Source organism: Acidimicrobiales bacterium (assembly GCA_022452145.1).
In the GTDB taxonomy this organism is placed as follows: Bacteria; Actinomycetota; Acidimicrobiia; order Acidimicrobiales; family MedAcidi-G1; genus UBA9410.
On the sequence record JAKURY010000036.1, the window covers coordinates 1 to 13,502 of the forward strand.

18 protein-coding genes are annotated in these 13,502 nt (G+C 70.8%); 12 read left to right on the forward strand and 6 right to left on the reverse strand.

Annotated elements, in window-relative coordinates:
- The 6 genes from MK177_09910 to MK177_09935 all read left to right on the forward strand — a co-directional run.
- The coding region (locus MK177_09910; protein MCH2427628.1) for an ATP-binding cassette domain-containing protein at positions 1-1,003 on the forward strand (1,003 nt) is incomplete at its 5' end.
- A complete protein-coding gene (locus MK177_09915; GenBank protein MCH2427629.1) occupies positions 1,000-1,347 on the forward strand; it encodes a hypothetical protein in 348 nt (115 codons plus the stop codon). The genes MK177_09910 and MK177_09915, both read left to right, overlap by 4 nt.
- Before the next feature lie 11 nt (positions 1,348-1,358).
- On the forward strand, positions 1,359-2,123 hold the full coding sequence (locus MK177_09920) for a 3'(2'),5'-bisphosphate nucleotidase CysQ (protein MCH2427630.1): 765 nt from the start codon (positions 1,359-1,361) through the stop codon (positions 2,121-2,123).
- Positions 2,124-2,127: 4 nt separating this feature from the next.
- Positions 2,128-2,811, forward strand: a complete 684-nt coding sequence (nucS, locus tag MK177_09925; protein ID MCH2427631.1) for an endonuclease NucS — start codon at positions 2,128-2,130, stop codon at positions 2,809-2,811.
- Between the two features lie 17 nt (positions 2,812-2,828).
- Positions 2,829-4,049, forward strand: a complete 1,221-nt coding sequence (locus tag MK177_09930; GenBank protein ID MCH2427632.1) for an NAD(P)/FAD-dependent oxidoreductase — start codon at positions 2,829-2,831, stop codon at positions 4,047-4,049.
- Between the two features lie 59 nt (positions 4,050-4,108).
- Positions 4,109-4,762, forward strand: a complete 654-nt coding sequence (locus tag MK177_09935) for a phosphatase PAP2 family protein (GenBank protein MCH2427633.1) — start codon at positions 4,109-4,111, stop codon at positions 4,760-4,762.
- A gap of 24 nt (positions 4,763-4,786) precedes the next feature.
- Here the strand turns inward: MK177_09935 and MK177_09940 are convergent, their stop codons facing one another.
- Positions 4,787-4,966, reverse strand: a complete 180-nt coding sequence (locus MK177_09940) for a hypothetical protein (GenBank protein MCH2427634.1) — start codon at positions 4,964-4,966, stop codon at positions 4,787-4,789.
- A gap of 110 nt (positions 4,967-5,076) precedes the next feature.
- Between MK177_09940 and MK177_09945 the strand changes: the two genes are divergently transcribed.
- The gene (locus MK177_09945; GenBank protein ID MCH2427635.1) at positions 5,077-5,820 is read left to right on the forward strand and encodes a mismatch-specific DNA-glycosylase; all 744 of its coding nucleotides are present in this window, start codon (positions 5,077-5,079) and stop codon (positions 5,818-5,820) included.
- A gap of 34 nt (positions 5,821-5,854) precedes the next feature.
- Here MK177_09945 and MK177_09950 read toward each other — a convergent pair whose 3' ends face one another.
- Positions 5,855-6,850 carry an LLM class F420-dependent oxidoreductase gene (locus MK177_09950; protein MCH2427636.1) on the reverse strand — a complete coding sequence of 332 codons (996 nt, stop codon included), beginning with the start codon at positions 6,848-6,850 and terminating at the stop codon, positions 5,855-5,857.
- A complete protein-coding gene (locus MK177_09955; protein MCH2427637.1) occupies positions 6,847-7,659 on the reverse strand; it encodes a thioesterase family protein in 813 nt (270 codons plus the stop codon). The genes MK177_09950 and MK177_09955 overlap by 4 nt, the downstream gene beginning before the upstream one ends.
- Positions 7,660-7,745: 86 nt before the next feature.
- Between MK177_09955 and MK177_09960 the strand changes: the two genes are divergently transcribed.
- The 3 genes from MK177_09960 to MK177_09970 are packed head-to-tail and all read left to right on the forward strand — an operon-like array spanning position 7,746 to position 9,524.
- Positions 7,746-8,060 (forward strand): hypothetical protein, encoded by a 315-nt coding sequence (locus MK177_09960; protein MCH2427638.1) that lies wholly within the window; start codon positions 7,746-7,748, stop codon positions 8,058-8,060.
- 46 nt (positions 8,061-8,106) lie between these two features.
- Positions 8,107-8,640 carry a thermonuclease family protein gene (locus tag MK177_09965; protein ID MCH2427639.1) on the forward strand — a complete coding sequence of 178 codons (534 nt, stop codon included), beginning with the start codon at positions 8,107-8,109 and terminating at the stop codon, positions 8,638-8,640.
- A gap of 53 nt (positions 8,641-8,693) precedes the next feature.
- The gene (locus tag MK177_09970) at positions 8,694-9,524 is read left to right on the forward strand and encodes a ChbG/HpnK family deacetylase (GenBank protein MCH2427640.1); all 831 of its coding nucleotides are present in this window, start codon (positions 8,694-8,696) and stop codon (positions 9,522-9,524) included.
- A gap of 14 nt (positions 9,525-9,538) precedes the next feature.
- Here the strand turns inward: MK177_09970 and MK177_09975 are convergent, their stop codons facing one another.
- Entirely contained in the window at positions 9,539-9,928 is a 390-nt protein-coding gene (locus MK177_09975) for an SCP2 sterol-binding domain-containing protein (protein MCH2427641.1), read from the reverse strand.
- A gap of 40 nt (positions 9,929-9,968) precedes the next feature.
- Entirely contained in the window at positions 9,969-10,868 is a 900-nt protein-coding gene (mca, locus tag MK177_09980) for a mycothiol conjugate amidase Mca (GenBank protein MCH2427642.1), read from the reverse strand.
- A 137-nt stretch (positions 10,869-11,005) separates the two neighbouring features.
- On the opposite strand from mca, the gene MK177_09985 reads away from it, so the two are divergent.
- Both MK177_09985 and MK177_09990 read left to right on the forward strand, forming a co-directional pair.
- Positions 11,006-11,455, forward strand: coding sequence for an NfeD family protein (locus MK177_09985; protein ID MCH2427643.1), 450 nt, complete (start codon positions 11,006-11,008; stop codon positions 11,453-11,455).
- Positions 11,456-11,510: 55 nt separating this feature from the next.
- Positions 11,511-12,515, forward strand: a complete 1,005-nt coding sequence (locus MK177_09990) for an SPFH/Band 7/PHB domain protein (protein ID MCH2427644.1) — start codon at positions 11,511-11,513, stop codon at positions 12,513-12,515.
- Between the two features lie 48 nt (positions 12,516-12,563).
- Here MK177_09990 and MK177_09995 read toward each other — a convergent pair.
- On the reverse strand, positions 12,564-13,502 hold a 939-nt coding region (locus tag MK177_09995; GenBank protein ID MCH2427645.1), incomplete at its 5' end, for a hypothetical protein.

Genomic DNA, 13,502 nt, shown 5'->3' on the forward strand with positions numbered 1-13,502 from the left:
GTGGGAGCGGGGGAAGGGCATCCCCTACGCGGGCAACTACTCGGGCTGGCTGGAACAGAAATCGGCCCGCCTGGCCGCCGAGAACCGGGAGGACTCGGCCCGTCGCCGCACCCTGGAACGCGAGTTGGAGTGGGTGCGGATGGCCCCCCGGGCGCGCCAGGCTAAGGGTAAGGCCCGCCTTTCGGCCTACGAGCGTCTCGTAGCCGAGGCGGCCGAGACCGAGCGTCGGGCCCGGGAACTCCAGATCGACATCCCGGCCAACCAGCGGTTGGGAGACCAGGTGCTCGAGGTCGAGAACCTGTCCAAGGGGTTTGGTGACCGCCTCCTCATCGATGACCTCTCGTTCTCCCTGCCCCCGGCCGGAATCGTCGGCGTGATCGGCGGTAACGGCGCCGGGAAGACCACGCTGTTCCGGATGCTCACCGCTGCAGCCGACGGCACAGCCCTGGGGGACACGGCGCCTGATACCGGCGAGATCCGGATCGGTCCGACGGTCGAGATGGGCTACGTCGACCAGTCCCGCGAGAGCCTGGATCCGGACCGGACCGTCTACCAGGAGATCACCGACGACCGGGAGTTCATCGAGGTGGGTAGCCGCGAGGTCAACGGCCGCGCCTACGTGGCGTCGTTCAACTTCAAGGGCTCGGACCAGCAGAAGCGGGTCGGCGACCTGTCCGGCGGCGAACGCAACCGGGTCCACCTGGCCAAGGTGCTGCGCAGCGGCGCCAACGTGCTGCTTCTGGACGAGCCGACGAACGACCTCGACATCGACACCCTGAGGGCGCTGGAGTCGGGGCTGGACGCCTATGCGGGTTGTGCTGTGATCATCAGCCACGACCGATGGTTCCTGGACAGGGTCGCCACCCACGTCCTGGCCTTCGAGGGTGACTCGCAGGTCCGGTGGTTCGAAGGCAACTTCACCGAGTACGAGGCGTATCGGAAGAAGGAGCTGGGCCTGGACGACCAGCCCCACCGCATGAAGTACAAGCCCCTGGTCCGATGAGCGCCGCCGACGCCCGTACCCGCCTACTGTCGCCCGGAACCATCCGGGGCGCGGCGCTGCTGCTGTGCGCCACCAGCATCGTCGGCATGATCGTCACCTCGATCGCAGACCGGATCGACGCCGCCATCGCCTTCGGATTCGTGGGAGCCGTCGGAACCCTCACCCTCCTGCTGGTAGGCGTGCTGGTCCCCGCAGTGGAGGCCGCGTCGGCGTGGGATGAGGAGCAGGCGGCGGCGCTGGAGGACGGTGTGCAACGCCTGGTGGATGCCGGCGCCGACGCCGACGACCTGCGCTCCACGGTCCGTGCCGCCATCCAGTTGGGCCGACGCTCGGCCGGCGACTGAGGGCGGCGGCGATGGCGACCCCCGGCGACCACACCCTGGCCGCGGAGCTGGCCACCCGGGCCGGCGAACTGCTGCTCGACATCCGGGACCGCCTGACGGTTGACGGAGCACCGTCGGCGGTGATGAGGCACGAGGGCGACCAGCGCTCCCACGAATACCTGATGGCCGCCCTGGCCGAACACCGTCCTACCGACGCCGTTCTGTCCGAGGAGGGCACCGCACACGCGGTACACCCGGATCGGACCGGTGCCGACCGGATCTGGATCGTCGATCCGGTGGACGGCACGCGGGAGTACAGCGAACCACCGCGCTCCGACTGGGCCGTCCACGTGGCCCTGGTCGAGGAGGGGCGTCCGACGGCCGGCGCAGTGGCACTGCCCGCCCTAGGCCTCACGCTCTCCACCGTCGGGCCCCCACATGGTTCGGACCTGCCGCCGATCGGCGACCGGCCCCGCATGGTGGTCAGCCGGTCACGCCCACCGGCCGAGGCCCTGGCCGTATGCGAGGCCCTGGGCGGCGAACTGGTCGAGATGGGCTCGGCGGGCGCCAAGGCCATGGCCGTGGTACGTGGAGAGGTGGACGCATACGTGCACTCCGGCGGCCAGTACGAGTGGGACAGCTGCGCTCCGGTGGCCGTCGCCGAAGCGGCCGGCCTGCACACGTCGCGGATCGACGGGTCACCGCTCACCTACAACCGCTCCGATCCGTACCTGCCCGACCTGGTGATCTGTCGGGCCGACCTGGCCGAAGCCATCCTGTCGGCCCTGACGGGTTGAGGCCGTGCGTCTGGTCATCGCCCGCTGCACGGTCGACTACGACGGGCGGCTCACCGCCCACCTGCCCGAGGCCGTCCGACTCCTCATGGTCAAGGCCGACGGCTGCGTGTCCATCCATGCCGACGGCGGGGCCTACAAGCCGTTGAATTGGATGAACTCTCCGAACACGCTGACCATCGACGAGGACCAGGACGGCGGCGACGCCGAGGCCGTCTGGACGGTAAGGAACCCCGGAGGCGAGATGCTCACCATCATCCTGCACGAGGTCCTGTCCGACGTGTCCCACGAGATGGGCCTCGACCCGGGCCTCCGGAAGGACGGGGTGGAGGCCCACCTCCAGGCCCTGCTCGCCGCCGACCCGACCACCGTGGCAGACGGGCTGCGCCTGGTCCGCCGCGAGTACCCCACCGACATAGGCCCGGTCGACCTGCTCTGCCGGGACGCCGACGGCGTGGCGGTGGCCATCGAGGTGAAGCGTCGGGGTGAGATCGACGGCGTGGAGCAGCTCACCCGATACCTGGACTTCCTGAACCGTGACCCGATGCTGCGACCGGTCCGGGGGGTGTTCGTGGCACAGGAGATCAGGCCCCAAGCCCGGGTCCTGGCAGAGGACAGGGGCATCGGCTGTGTGGTCGTCGACTACGACGAGTTGCGGGGTATCCGGTCCGACGAGCTGAAGCTCTTCTGAGGCACGGGGCCTACTGCGTGCGGGTCGACCTGGCGATCGTGGGCGGGGGCCCGGCCGGCTCGGCCGCGGCGATCACCGCCTCCCGGGCCGGCCTGTCGGTGCTGGTGGTCGACAGGGCCACCTTCCCCCGGGACAAGTGCTGCGGTGACGGCCTGACGGTGCTGGCCCTCCGCCTCGGCGAGCACCTGGGCCTTGACCCGGTCCCGCTCACGGGGTGGCAGGTGGTGGATGACCTGGTCATCCACTCGCCTGCGGGTCGAACCACCCGGTATCGATTGCCCCGGGACGACGGCCAGTACGCGGCGGTCGTCCCCCGCCGGGAGTACGACGCCGCGCTGCTGGACCTGGCCCGCTCGGCCGACGCCCACGTCTGGGACGGACACGGCCTGACGGGAATCGCAACCGACTCCGACGGCGCGACGCTGGACGTCGAGGGGCTCGGCGAAGTCCGGGCCACGACGGTGGTGGCCGCCGACGGAATGTGGTCTCCGACCCGCAGGCTGCTGGGCCTCGCCGTCAGCGGGTACCGCGGCGAGTGGCAGGCCTTCCGGCAGTACGTGGCGAACGTCGGGCCGGCGGCCGCCGACCTGCACGTGTGGTTCGAACCCGACCTGCTGCCCGGCTACGCCTGGTCGTTCCCGCTCCCCGACGGTCGGGCCAACGTCGGCTTCGGCGTCCTGCGGGGTGGGCGCGTGGCCGTCGGCGACACCGGGCGAATCTGGGACGACCTCATGGACAGGCCGACCATCCGCTCGGTGCTGGGCGACCACGCACGGCCGGAGGGCCGCCGGACCGCCTGGCCCATCCCGGCCCGGGTGGATGCCGCGGTGCTGGACCACGGACCGGTGCTGTTCGTTGGAGATGCGGCATCGGCCTCCGATGCGCTGACCGGTGAGGGCATCGGCCAGGCCCTGCTGACCGGGATCCTGGCCGCCGAGGCCGCCGTGTCGGGTCCCACCGTCGCCGAGGTGGCAGCCGGCTACCGACGGGCGGTACGACGTGAACTCGTGGCCGACCACCGGATGTCGGTGGCCCTCCAGCGGATGCTGACCCGACCAACCGGCGCCCGTACCGCCCTGTGGGCGGCCGGCCGACTGCCGTGGACCCGTCGCAACTTCGCCCGCTGGTTGTTCGAGGACTATCCCCGGGCGCTGCTGGCCACCCCGCGGCGCTGGGGCCGGGGCTCCCTGTCGGCCCCGGGCGCCTACCTGGTGGCCGATGGGACATCCTCCCCGTGAGCCGGGGCACCCCACGGAGCCGAATCCGGACCCGGACCGACCGCCCCTAGGCTGGACCCGTGGCCACCGCCGAGGTGCCGGCTCCCGAGTCGGTCGACGAGCCGGCCGATCCCTCCTCCGAAGAGCCTGGTCCTAATGCGCAGGGCATGGCGGACGACTGGTCGGCGTCGGCAGACGAAACCCCGCACCCTCTGGGTCCGATCGGAGCCTCGCTGGACGATGCCGTCGACCGGGTGTGGGACCGTCTGCGCGGCAATCCGGCGATGGACAGACTCTTCTACACGGCCAGCGAGCTGGGCGACTTCAGCCTGATCTGGCACCTGCTGGGCACGGCACGGGGCGTCGCGACCCGGGGCGGCACCCGGGAGGCGACCCGCCTGGCGCTGGCGTTGGGCGCCGAATCGGCACTGGTCAACGGTGTGGTGAAGTCGGCGTTCAGGCGGGAGCGGCCGATCCACGACGCCGACCAACCCCACCAGCTCCGCCAGCCGCTCACCAGCAGCTTCCCGTCGGGGCACGCCTCGGCGGCCTTCCTGGCGGCCACCCTGCTGTCCGAGCGGTCGAAGGTGAAGCCTCTCTGGTACGGGCTTGCGGCCATCGTCGCCACCTCACGGATCCACGTGAGGATCCACCACGCCAGCGACGTGGTGGTTGGTGCCGGGATCGGTCTGGCGCTCGGACGCCTCGTCCGGAAGGCGGTCCCGCTGCCCTGACCCGCCTGCCAGCGGGCCCACCGATCAGTTGGTGGGAGCAGCCTCGAGGTCGGCGTCGGTCGTGGCGAGCAACAGGCGGAGGTCGAGCAGGAGGTCAGCGACCTCGGAGGCGGCGATCAACTCGCGGCTCTGGGTGGTTCCCAGCCCACGGTCGATGATGGCCCGGATCTCGTCGATCTTCGTTGTGTCGAGTGTCTCGGTCACGGCCTCATCCTCTCGTCTCTCGTCGATGATTCCACCCTAGACGGTCATGGGCATGACGAAAGTCACCAGTTTCTCCTGACCCGCCTCCTCCCCCGTCCTACCCTCCCGACGTGACCCCTACGGCCCGACCGGTCGACGTCGGCTCCGGTCGGCCGACGACCGACCTTCCCCTGCTCCTCGCCGACCTCCACCTCGCCCACCTCCCGGGCGACGTGGTGGACATACGACTGGATCCCGTTCCGGACGTCGGCTGGACGCTGGAGCGTGCCGGTGACCTCCTGGTCGGAGCGGGGTTCGTACCCGACACCGTCCGGTGGTCGGACACCGCCCGGGTCGAAGCGGTGGCCACCCGGATCCGGAGCCTTCCCGACACGGTGGCACCGGACCTCCGCCTGCTGGTGGTCGGGCTGAACCCCAGCCCCACCTCGGCCGACACGGCGATCGGCTACTGCCGCGGTGGCAACCGATTCTGGCCGGCGGTCCTCGAGGCCGGACTAGCCAGCGTCGACCGGGACCCCCGTCACGCCCTCCACCGTCACGGCCTTGGCATGACCGACCTGGTGCGTCGCACGACGTCGCGGGCCGACGAGGTGAACTCCGGCGAATACCGGGCGGGCGCCGAACGGGTCGAGCGGCTGGTGGCGTGGCTCCGTCCACGGGCCGTGTGCTTCGTGGGCCTGGGGGGATGGCGGACCGTCGTCGACCGGCAGGCCATCGCCGGCGTCCAGGACAGGACCTTCGGGGGCCGACCGGTCTACCTGATGCCCCACACCAGCGGCCTGAACGCCCACAGCCGTCTCACCGACCTGGTGGAGCACCTGAGGGAGGCGGGCCGACTGGCCGACCGGGGGTGAGCCGGAAGTCGGCCGACCGGGGCGAACCGGCCGATCAGGCCCGCGGTGCGAGGTCCCGGACCGCCAGGCCTGCATCCACACCGGCCAGCGGCACGATGGCCAGCACCGGGGTGGTGATGCCGGCGGCCACGTACCTGGCGATGGCCGCCCGGCACTGATCGGGCGCGCCGTGGACCAACAGGTCGTCGACCACGGAATCGGGCATGGCCTCTAGCGAACCGGCGCGGTCACCGGCGTCCCACCGTTCCCAGTGCTCGCCGAGCACGTCGGTCCGACCCAGCCACTCGTGGAACGCCCGGTAGACAGGCACGTTCACGTAGGCAGCCACCAGGCGCTTCGCCTCTGCCAGCACCCTGTCCCGGTCGTCGGACGGACACACGAAGATCCTGGCCGCCACCTCCGGGGCCGGACGTCCGGCGGCCGACGCCGCCTCCCGCACGATGGCGCTCACCCGTCCGGCATCGATCGGCGACAACCAGTTGACCACCGCCCCGTCGGCCTCCCGACCGGCCAGGCGGAGCATGCCCCCACGAAGGGCGGCCACCACCATGGGCGGCGCCTGCTCCGGTGGGTCGACCAGGCGGAAGCCACGGATGTCGAAGCTCTCGAAGGCCTCAGTGACCTTCTCGCCGGTGAACGCCGCCCGAAGGAACCGCACTGTGTCCCGTACACGCCGGTATGGCTCCTCGAACGGGATTCCGTTCCAACGTTCGACGATCACGTTCGACGATGTGCCGATGCCCAGGACGAACCGACCGGGGGCCGCCGAGGCGAGCGATGCCGCACTCTGGGCGAGGAGCGCGGGCCCACGGGTGAAGGCGGGGAGGATGGCCGTTCCCAGCCGCAGGTCCGGCGCCCAGACCGATGCCAGGGCCAGGGGTGTGAGGCCGTCGTGGGCGTCCGCCTCGGCGGTCCAGGCGTCGGTGTAGCCGAGGTCCGCCAGCTCACGGAACCGGTCGGCCTGGGCGTGGAGCGGCCCAGCGAACGGGACGGTCATCCCGTAGCGGACCGGGGTCGTCGTGGTGGTCACCGGCCGTCCATTCGTCTGGGGTTGCGAAATTGGCAGGTCTGGCTGGCGGTGGCAAGCAGGTGGCCGTCCTCGGACCAGAGGTGGACCGTGCCGTGGGCGTAGCCGTGGACGAGGCTCCCTATTCGGACGTCGACCATGATCCACTCGGTGTCGACCGGGTCGACGACCCGGAGCGTGTTGTCGAGGCTCTGACCGCCACCCAGGCCACCGCCCACGGCGTCCCGGCCTCCCCATGGCACGTAGTCGCCGAGCACGGCCAGGAATGCCGGATCGACGACGAGGTGGTCGGGCACCCGCACCCACATGGCTACCCGGCCGTCGTCCATGGCCGGATCCTGATCCTCGGTACGACCCCGTACGAGCCGACGTTCCAGGTTGGCCGAGACCGACCGGATGGCGCTGCGGCTGGGAAACGGTGGGCAGTCCGGCGGCGCCGGGGCATCGGGCGGCGAGACCCAGACGCCGGACCGGTGGACATCGCGGCGACCCAACGTCGCGAACACGCCTATGACCTCCCGACCGTCGACGTGCCCTCGGGCCCGGGCCTGGGTGGTGGCCTGCCCCTCGGCCATGAGGTCGACCTCGACGATGAGCGTCTCGCCGGGCTCGGCGTGGGAGATGAACTGGCCGGTCGCCCAGACGAGGGGCCGCCCGGCGTCGGCCTCCAGCGCCCGGATCGCCGCACCCAGGCCGGTTCCGCCGAACAGGCGACCGGCGCCGGAGCACTCGTCCTCGGTGATGGGCAGGAACCAGCTGCGGGGACGACCGCCGCGCCGCAGTTCCTCGCTCAGGTAGGACCGCCTGACCATGGGTCGATGATGCCGCCGAGACGCCGTGGGCCCAGCATCCGGGCAGGCCGACGAGCGTTGTCACACCCCTCCGTCAGGATGGTCACATGGAAACCAGGCTCCCCTTCCCGAATCATCCACCAACCCGACGGCGCCCCAACCGGGTGGCCTCTCCCTCCATCGCCCGCACCCCGGCCCGCCGGCTGGACGATCGGACCCGGGAGATTGGTAGGGCCGGCGTGGCCAGCGCCCGTCTGGTGCTGGCCGCCTGCAGCCGTCAGGCGCCCGACCGGTCCGGCGCCAGGAACGACGATCCGACCGGCAACAATGACCCGACCGACGGAGGGCCGACCGGCAACGACGATCCGACCGACGGGTGGGCCATCGACTGCGCGCATCGCGGGCGGTCCGAGGCAGCCTGAGCAGGCCGTGTCCGAAGATCCGACAGGAGTCGAACCTCAGCTACCGGTGGTCGCCATCCTGTGGCCGACCCTCGGGCTGCTCGCCGGGCTCCTCATCGCCTGCACGACCACCGAGCTACCCGAGGACGGCCTGGGCAGGGTGGTCGGCGTGGTGGACGGTGACACCCTGATAGTCGACCTGGACGGAAGGTCGGAGACCATCCGACTGCTCGGCATAGACACACCAGAGACCGTGCACCCCGACCGGCCCCCCGAGTGCTTCGGTGCCGAGGCATCCGGGCGGCTCGCCCTCCTGCTGGCACCCGGAGCCGCCGTGCGGATCACCCAGGACGTCGAGGCACGCGATCGCTACGGGCGCCTCCTGGCCTACGTGGAGCGACTCTCGGACGGGCTGGTCGTGAACCGGTCGCTGGTGGAGCGTGGGTTTGCGGCCGCACTCCACATCGACCCAAACGACGGCATGCGCCACGAGCTGGCCGCCGCCGAGACCCGTGCCCGGGCCGCCGGGCTCGGGCTGTGGTCGGCCTGTGGGGGACCCCACGAGCCGCTGGGTGGATCGGCGACCGGCGGCGGCAACTGACCGGCACCACCGTCCAGCCACCCGGAAGGAGGGCGACGTGTACCGTTCATCCCGTGACCAGCGTGGGCGAACGACTCGGCAGGGATCCCGGGGACCGAGTCCTCATCCTCACCGCCGACCTGCTCGGCATGTGCCACGCCTCCAACGTAGGCGTCTACGAGTGCCTCCGCAGCGGCCTGGCTACCGGAGCTGGTCTCATGGTGCCGGGCCCGTGGGCCCGCGACGCCGCCTCCCACTACCGGGGCGAGCCGGTGGGCGTGCACCTCACGTTGAACGCAGAACTGGACCGCTACCGGTGGCGGGCCATAACCCAGGCGCCGAGCCTGCACGATGGCGACGGTGGCTTCCCGCGCACGGTCGACGACCTCTGGAACCACGCCGACCTGGACGAGACCCGCCGGGAGTGCCGGGCCCAACTGGAGCGGGCTGTCCTGTGGGGCTTCGACGTCAGCCACCTGAGCACCCACCTGGGTGCGCTCCAGAACCGGCCGGAGTTCTTCGACGTGTACCTCGAGCTGGCCATCGACTTCGGCCTCCCCATCCGGCTGGAGGGTGGAAGCGCCGAATCCTCGGCCGGGTTCCCGTTCAGGGCGCTGGCCTCCGAAGAGGGCGTTCTCACCGTGGACCACCATCGGATGCGACGGATGGCCGACCCTTCGACCCTCGAACGGGAGGCCATGGACCTCCAGCCCGGCGTCACCGAGATCGTGATCGAACCGGCCGCCGACACGCCGGAGCTCCGGGCGATCTGCGACGAGTGGGGTCGCAGGGTCGACCACCGGGACCTTGCCTGCGGCAACAGCGAGCTCAGGGCCGACCTGGACCGCGGCCACGTCACCCTCATCAGTTGGAGGGACCTTCGCGAGGTCCAGCGGGCCGGCTGACCAGCGGCTCAGGACTAGCTTCGGGCGGCCAGGTCCGCCAACAGCAGCGTCCAACCCTCGCCACCGAACACCGGTCGCAGGTCGAACAGGTAGCGGGCGTAGTCGCCCTCCACCTTGCACCGGCCGGTCATGTAGGCCACGTCGGGATCCAGGCCCCCACCGAACTGGGCCACAGCGTCGGGATACCTCCAGGTCACCGTGGCCTCTGCCTCGCCGTCCCGCCCCACCAGCAGCTCGGCGATTCGACCACCGGCAACCACCAGGCGGAACTGGACCTTGCCGTGCGGCGTGGCGGTGACCACGAACCTCACGACGCCGTCCACGCCCGGCTGCTCGGGCAGGGCCGCACCAGCCTCGGCCAGCGCATCCAGCCACTCCGCTGACAGGAACGAGAGCTCGGCCATCAGGCCACCGACTCCCCGGACAGGAACGAGAGCCCGGCCATCACTCCGCGACCGTGGAGGCCTCGCGCAGCCCGGCGAACAGGTCTTCCTCGACCTCCCCCTCGGCCGGACCGCCGACGTGGCTGACCTCGAGGCGGTAGTCGTCAAACGGGTGGACGGTCCGGGCCACCTCGTCGGGGAGGCCGAACCAGAACCGCGATCCCGGGTCTATCTGGGTGGCGTGGGCCCGCAACGCCTCGACCCCCACCTCCCAGTGCTCAGCGGTCGGCACCCTGGTCGTGATCAGGTGGTCCCGCGAGGGCCGCTTGAACCACCCCTCGTCGTACGGCGACTCCAGCCCCAACTCCTGGAACTTGGCGTGCAGGCCGGCGATCCGGGCCCGTGACCACATCGTGTAGTACAGCTTCGACGGCTGCCAGGGCGCACCTGCCTCCGGGAACCGGTCCGGATCGCCGGCGGCGTGGAATGCCGGAACCGTGACGTCGTGCACCTTCACGTGGTCGGGGTGGTCGTACTCGCCCCGAGCATCAGGATAGGTCACCACTACCTGGGGTCGGACCCGCCGGATGATCGCCACAAGGCGTCCGACCGCCTCGTCGGGATCGGCGGCGGCGAAGGCGTCAGGGTGGGCATTGTGCTCGGATTCCTTCATGCCGGAGTCCCGGTAGCCGAGCATCGCCACCTCGTCGTAGCCGATGATCGCAGCCGCCCGAGCCAACTCGGCCTCGCGGACCGACGCCAGGTCGGCACGAACCTCGGGTCGGTCCATCTCCGGATTCAGGATGTCGCCAGCCTCACCACCGGTACAGCACACCAGCACGCAGTACACGCCCTGGGCGTGCAGGCAGGCGACGGTGGCCGCCCCCTTGGAGGCCTCGTCGTCAGGATGGGCGTGGACGGTCAGAAGGCGCAGCGGGGCGTCGGGTGGAACGGAGGGCACGGTCCGAGACGGTATCGGGCCACGCAGGGACACCGCATACGACGCGGACACCACACCCGGCACCCGTAGTACGTTGACGATCGTGGACGGCGGGCCTCCCGGCCGTGCCGTTCCACCTTGAACCGAGGAGCACGAGCATGGATCCCGAGGTCTGGCGCTGGATCTGGCTTGCAGCCGCAGCCACCTTCGTGGTCGGCGAGATCGCCATGACCGGGGCGTTCTTCCTCCTGCCGTTCGGTGTGGGAGCCACGGTCGCCACTGCAATCGCCTTCACGGGCACCGACCCCGTCTGGCAGTGGTTGGCCTTCGTGGTGGTGTCGGTCGTCTCGTTCGGCGCCCTGCGACCGATGGCCCGTCGGATGGAGCGGGGCGGCAACCCGGTAGGCGTGGGCGCCGGTCGCCTGGTGGGCGAGACCGGCGTGGTCGTCACGGACCTGTCGCCCGACCCCGAACGGCTCGGCACGGTGCGGATCGGCCGCGAAGAATGGCATGCCGAGACCCCCGACCGCGGCCACCTCCCAGCCGGAACCCCCATCAGGGTGGTCCTCATCGAGGGCACCCGGGCCGTGGTCCAACGCTGCGACTGAGCCGCCCGACCGGAAGCCGAACGACCACCGACCCTCCAACTGAGGAGCCCCACACATGGCAGCAGTAATCGTCCTCGTAGTCATCACCTTCGTCCTGTTCGTGTTCGCCGCGGCAGGCATCAAGATCGTCCGGCCGTTCCAGAAGGGCATCGTCGAACAGCTAGGCCGCTACAAGGCAACCGTCGGACCCGGACTGAAGCTGATCATCCCTGTCATCCAGTCGCTGACCCGCGTCGACATGCGGGAACAGGTCGTCGACGTGCCACCGCAGGAGGTCATCACCAAGGACAACGTGACGGTGACCGTCGACGCCGTCATCTACTACGAACCCACCGACCCCCAGCGGCTCATCTACAACGTGGCCAACTTCCTCATGGCCATCACGAAGTTGGCACAGACGAACCTCCGCAACGTGATCGGCGATATGACCCTGGACAGCGCCCTCACCTCACGGGACAACGTCAACGTCACCATGCGCCAGGTGCTAGACGACGCCACCGACAAGTGGGGCGTCCGGGTGGTCCGCGTCGAGATCCAGCGGATCGACCCGCCGGCCGACGTCATGCACGCCATGCACGAGCAGATGAAGGCCGAGCGGACCCGGCGGGCCGTCGTGCTCGAGGCCGAGGGCGTCAAGGAGGCGGCCATCACCCGGGCCGAGGGCGACAGGCAGTCGGTCATCCTTTCCGCCGAGGCGATACGGCAGCAGGCCATCCTGGAGGCCGAGGGCGAGGCCGAGGCCATCCGGGCCGTGGCCGACGCGGAGCGGTACCGGCAGCTCACGGTGGCCGAAGGCGAGGCCGAGGCGGTGCGCAGCGTCTACGGGGCCATCCACGACGGCAACCCGACACCGGACCTGCTGGCCATCAAGTACCTGGAGGCCCTCGGGACCGTCGCCGACGGACGGGCCACCAAGATCTTCCTGCCGGCCGACCTGAGCGCCACCCTGGGTTCGCTGGGCGCCATCGCCGAACTGTTCACCGGTGAGGTCCCGGACCCGGGCCAGGGACCGCCGGAGGTGGCACCGGCACCCGACGACGGGGAGGCTCCAGCCGACTGAGGCGGGCGGAGTCCGCCCCGGCGGCTGGAACCGGTCGGAACCGGCGCCCTAGCCGACGGGAACCAGCTCGTCCTCGCCCCCCTCGTCCTCGAGCAGCTCCCAGCCGCACATTGCGGCCAGCAGGGCCTGGCCCTCCTCGGGGCCACTGGCGATGATCTCGTCACCCGCCACGAGCCGAACGGCGCCACGCGGCCGGTAGACGTAGCCGCCATCCCTACGGATCGCCAGCACCGTGAACCCCGGCTCGATGTTGAGCTGGAGGTCCTTCAGCGTCGAGCCGGCCACGGTCGATCCCTCGGCCACCGGGAACCGCACCGCAACCTCGTCCGCCTCACCCAGGGCGATGCCCAGGATCGGATGGAGCTCCTCGCCCTCCTCGACCAGCCAGACCATCGCCCTGGCCTGGTCGCCCAGGTCCTCGGCGGCCTCGGCGAGGTGCAGCAGCCCCCGCAGAGACGACGGGTCCATGCCGTCGGCAGCGGCACGCAGCACCCAGAGCTCCAGGTGGTCCCTCATCTCGTCGAGGCTCTCCTCGAGGTGGCCGACCTCAGCGGCCAGCCCACGGTCCCCCAGCACCAGCGCGCTGTAGGCAACGCCGACGGCGGCCTCCGAGAGGTTCTTCATCTCGACCAGCACGTCGACGGCACGGTCCAGGTCGGTCAGCACCTCACCCTCGTCGGGGCGCGGCGGCTCCCAGACCGGGGCAGCGGCCAGCTCACGCAGCCGGGTGATGCCGTCCGGCGAGCCGTGCAGGAACAGCACGTCACCGGGCACCAGCACGGTGTCGCCGTCCACGTCGGTGATCCACTGCCGTCCCCGCCGCACGGCCATGACCCGCATGCCGGCCTGAACGGTCAGCTCCAGGGACGACAGCGGCCGGTGCGCCATGTGCGAGCCGTCGCTGACCAGTACCCGGTGCGACACCTCTTCGGCGTCGGAGAGGTCGGCCACCAGTTGGCGGGGTATGCCCAGGCGGTGGGTGACGAT

What these genes read in the sequence shown, in the direction of transcription:
- MK177_09915 (MCH2427629.1), top strand. Translation starts at nt 1,000, where the DNA reads ATGAGCGCCGCCGACGCCCGTACCCGCCTACTGTCGCCCGGAACCATC.
- MK177_09920 (MCH2427630.1), top strand. Translation starts at nt 1,359, where the DNA reads ATGGCGACCCCCGGCGACCACACCCTGGCCGCGGAGCTGGCCACCCGG.
- MK177_09955 (MCH2427637.1), bottom strand. Translation starts at nt 7,659, where the DNA reads ATGGTCAGGCGGTCCTACCTGAGCGAGGAACTGCGGCGCGGCGGTCGT.
- MK177_09960 (MCH2427638.1), top strand. Translation starts at nt 7,746, where the DNA reads ATGGAAACCAGGCTCCCCTTCCCGAATCATCCACCAACCCGACGGCGC.
- MK177_09975 (MCH2427641.1), bottom strand. Translation starts at nt 9,928, where the DNA reads ATGGCCGAGCTCTCGTTCCTGTCAGCGGAGTGGCTGGATGCGCTGGCC.
- MK177_09985 (MCH2427643.1), top strand. Translation starts at nt 11,006, where the DNA reads ATGGATCCCGAGGTCTGGCGCTGGATCTGGCTTGCAGCCGCAGCCACC.
- MK177_09990 (MCH2427644.1), top strand. Translation starts at nt 11,511, where the DNA reads ATGGCAGCAGTAATCGTCCTCGTAGTCATCACCTTCGTCCTGTTCGTG.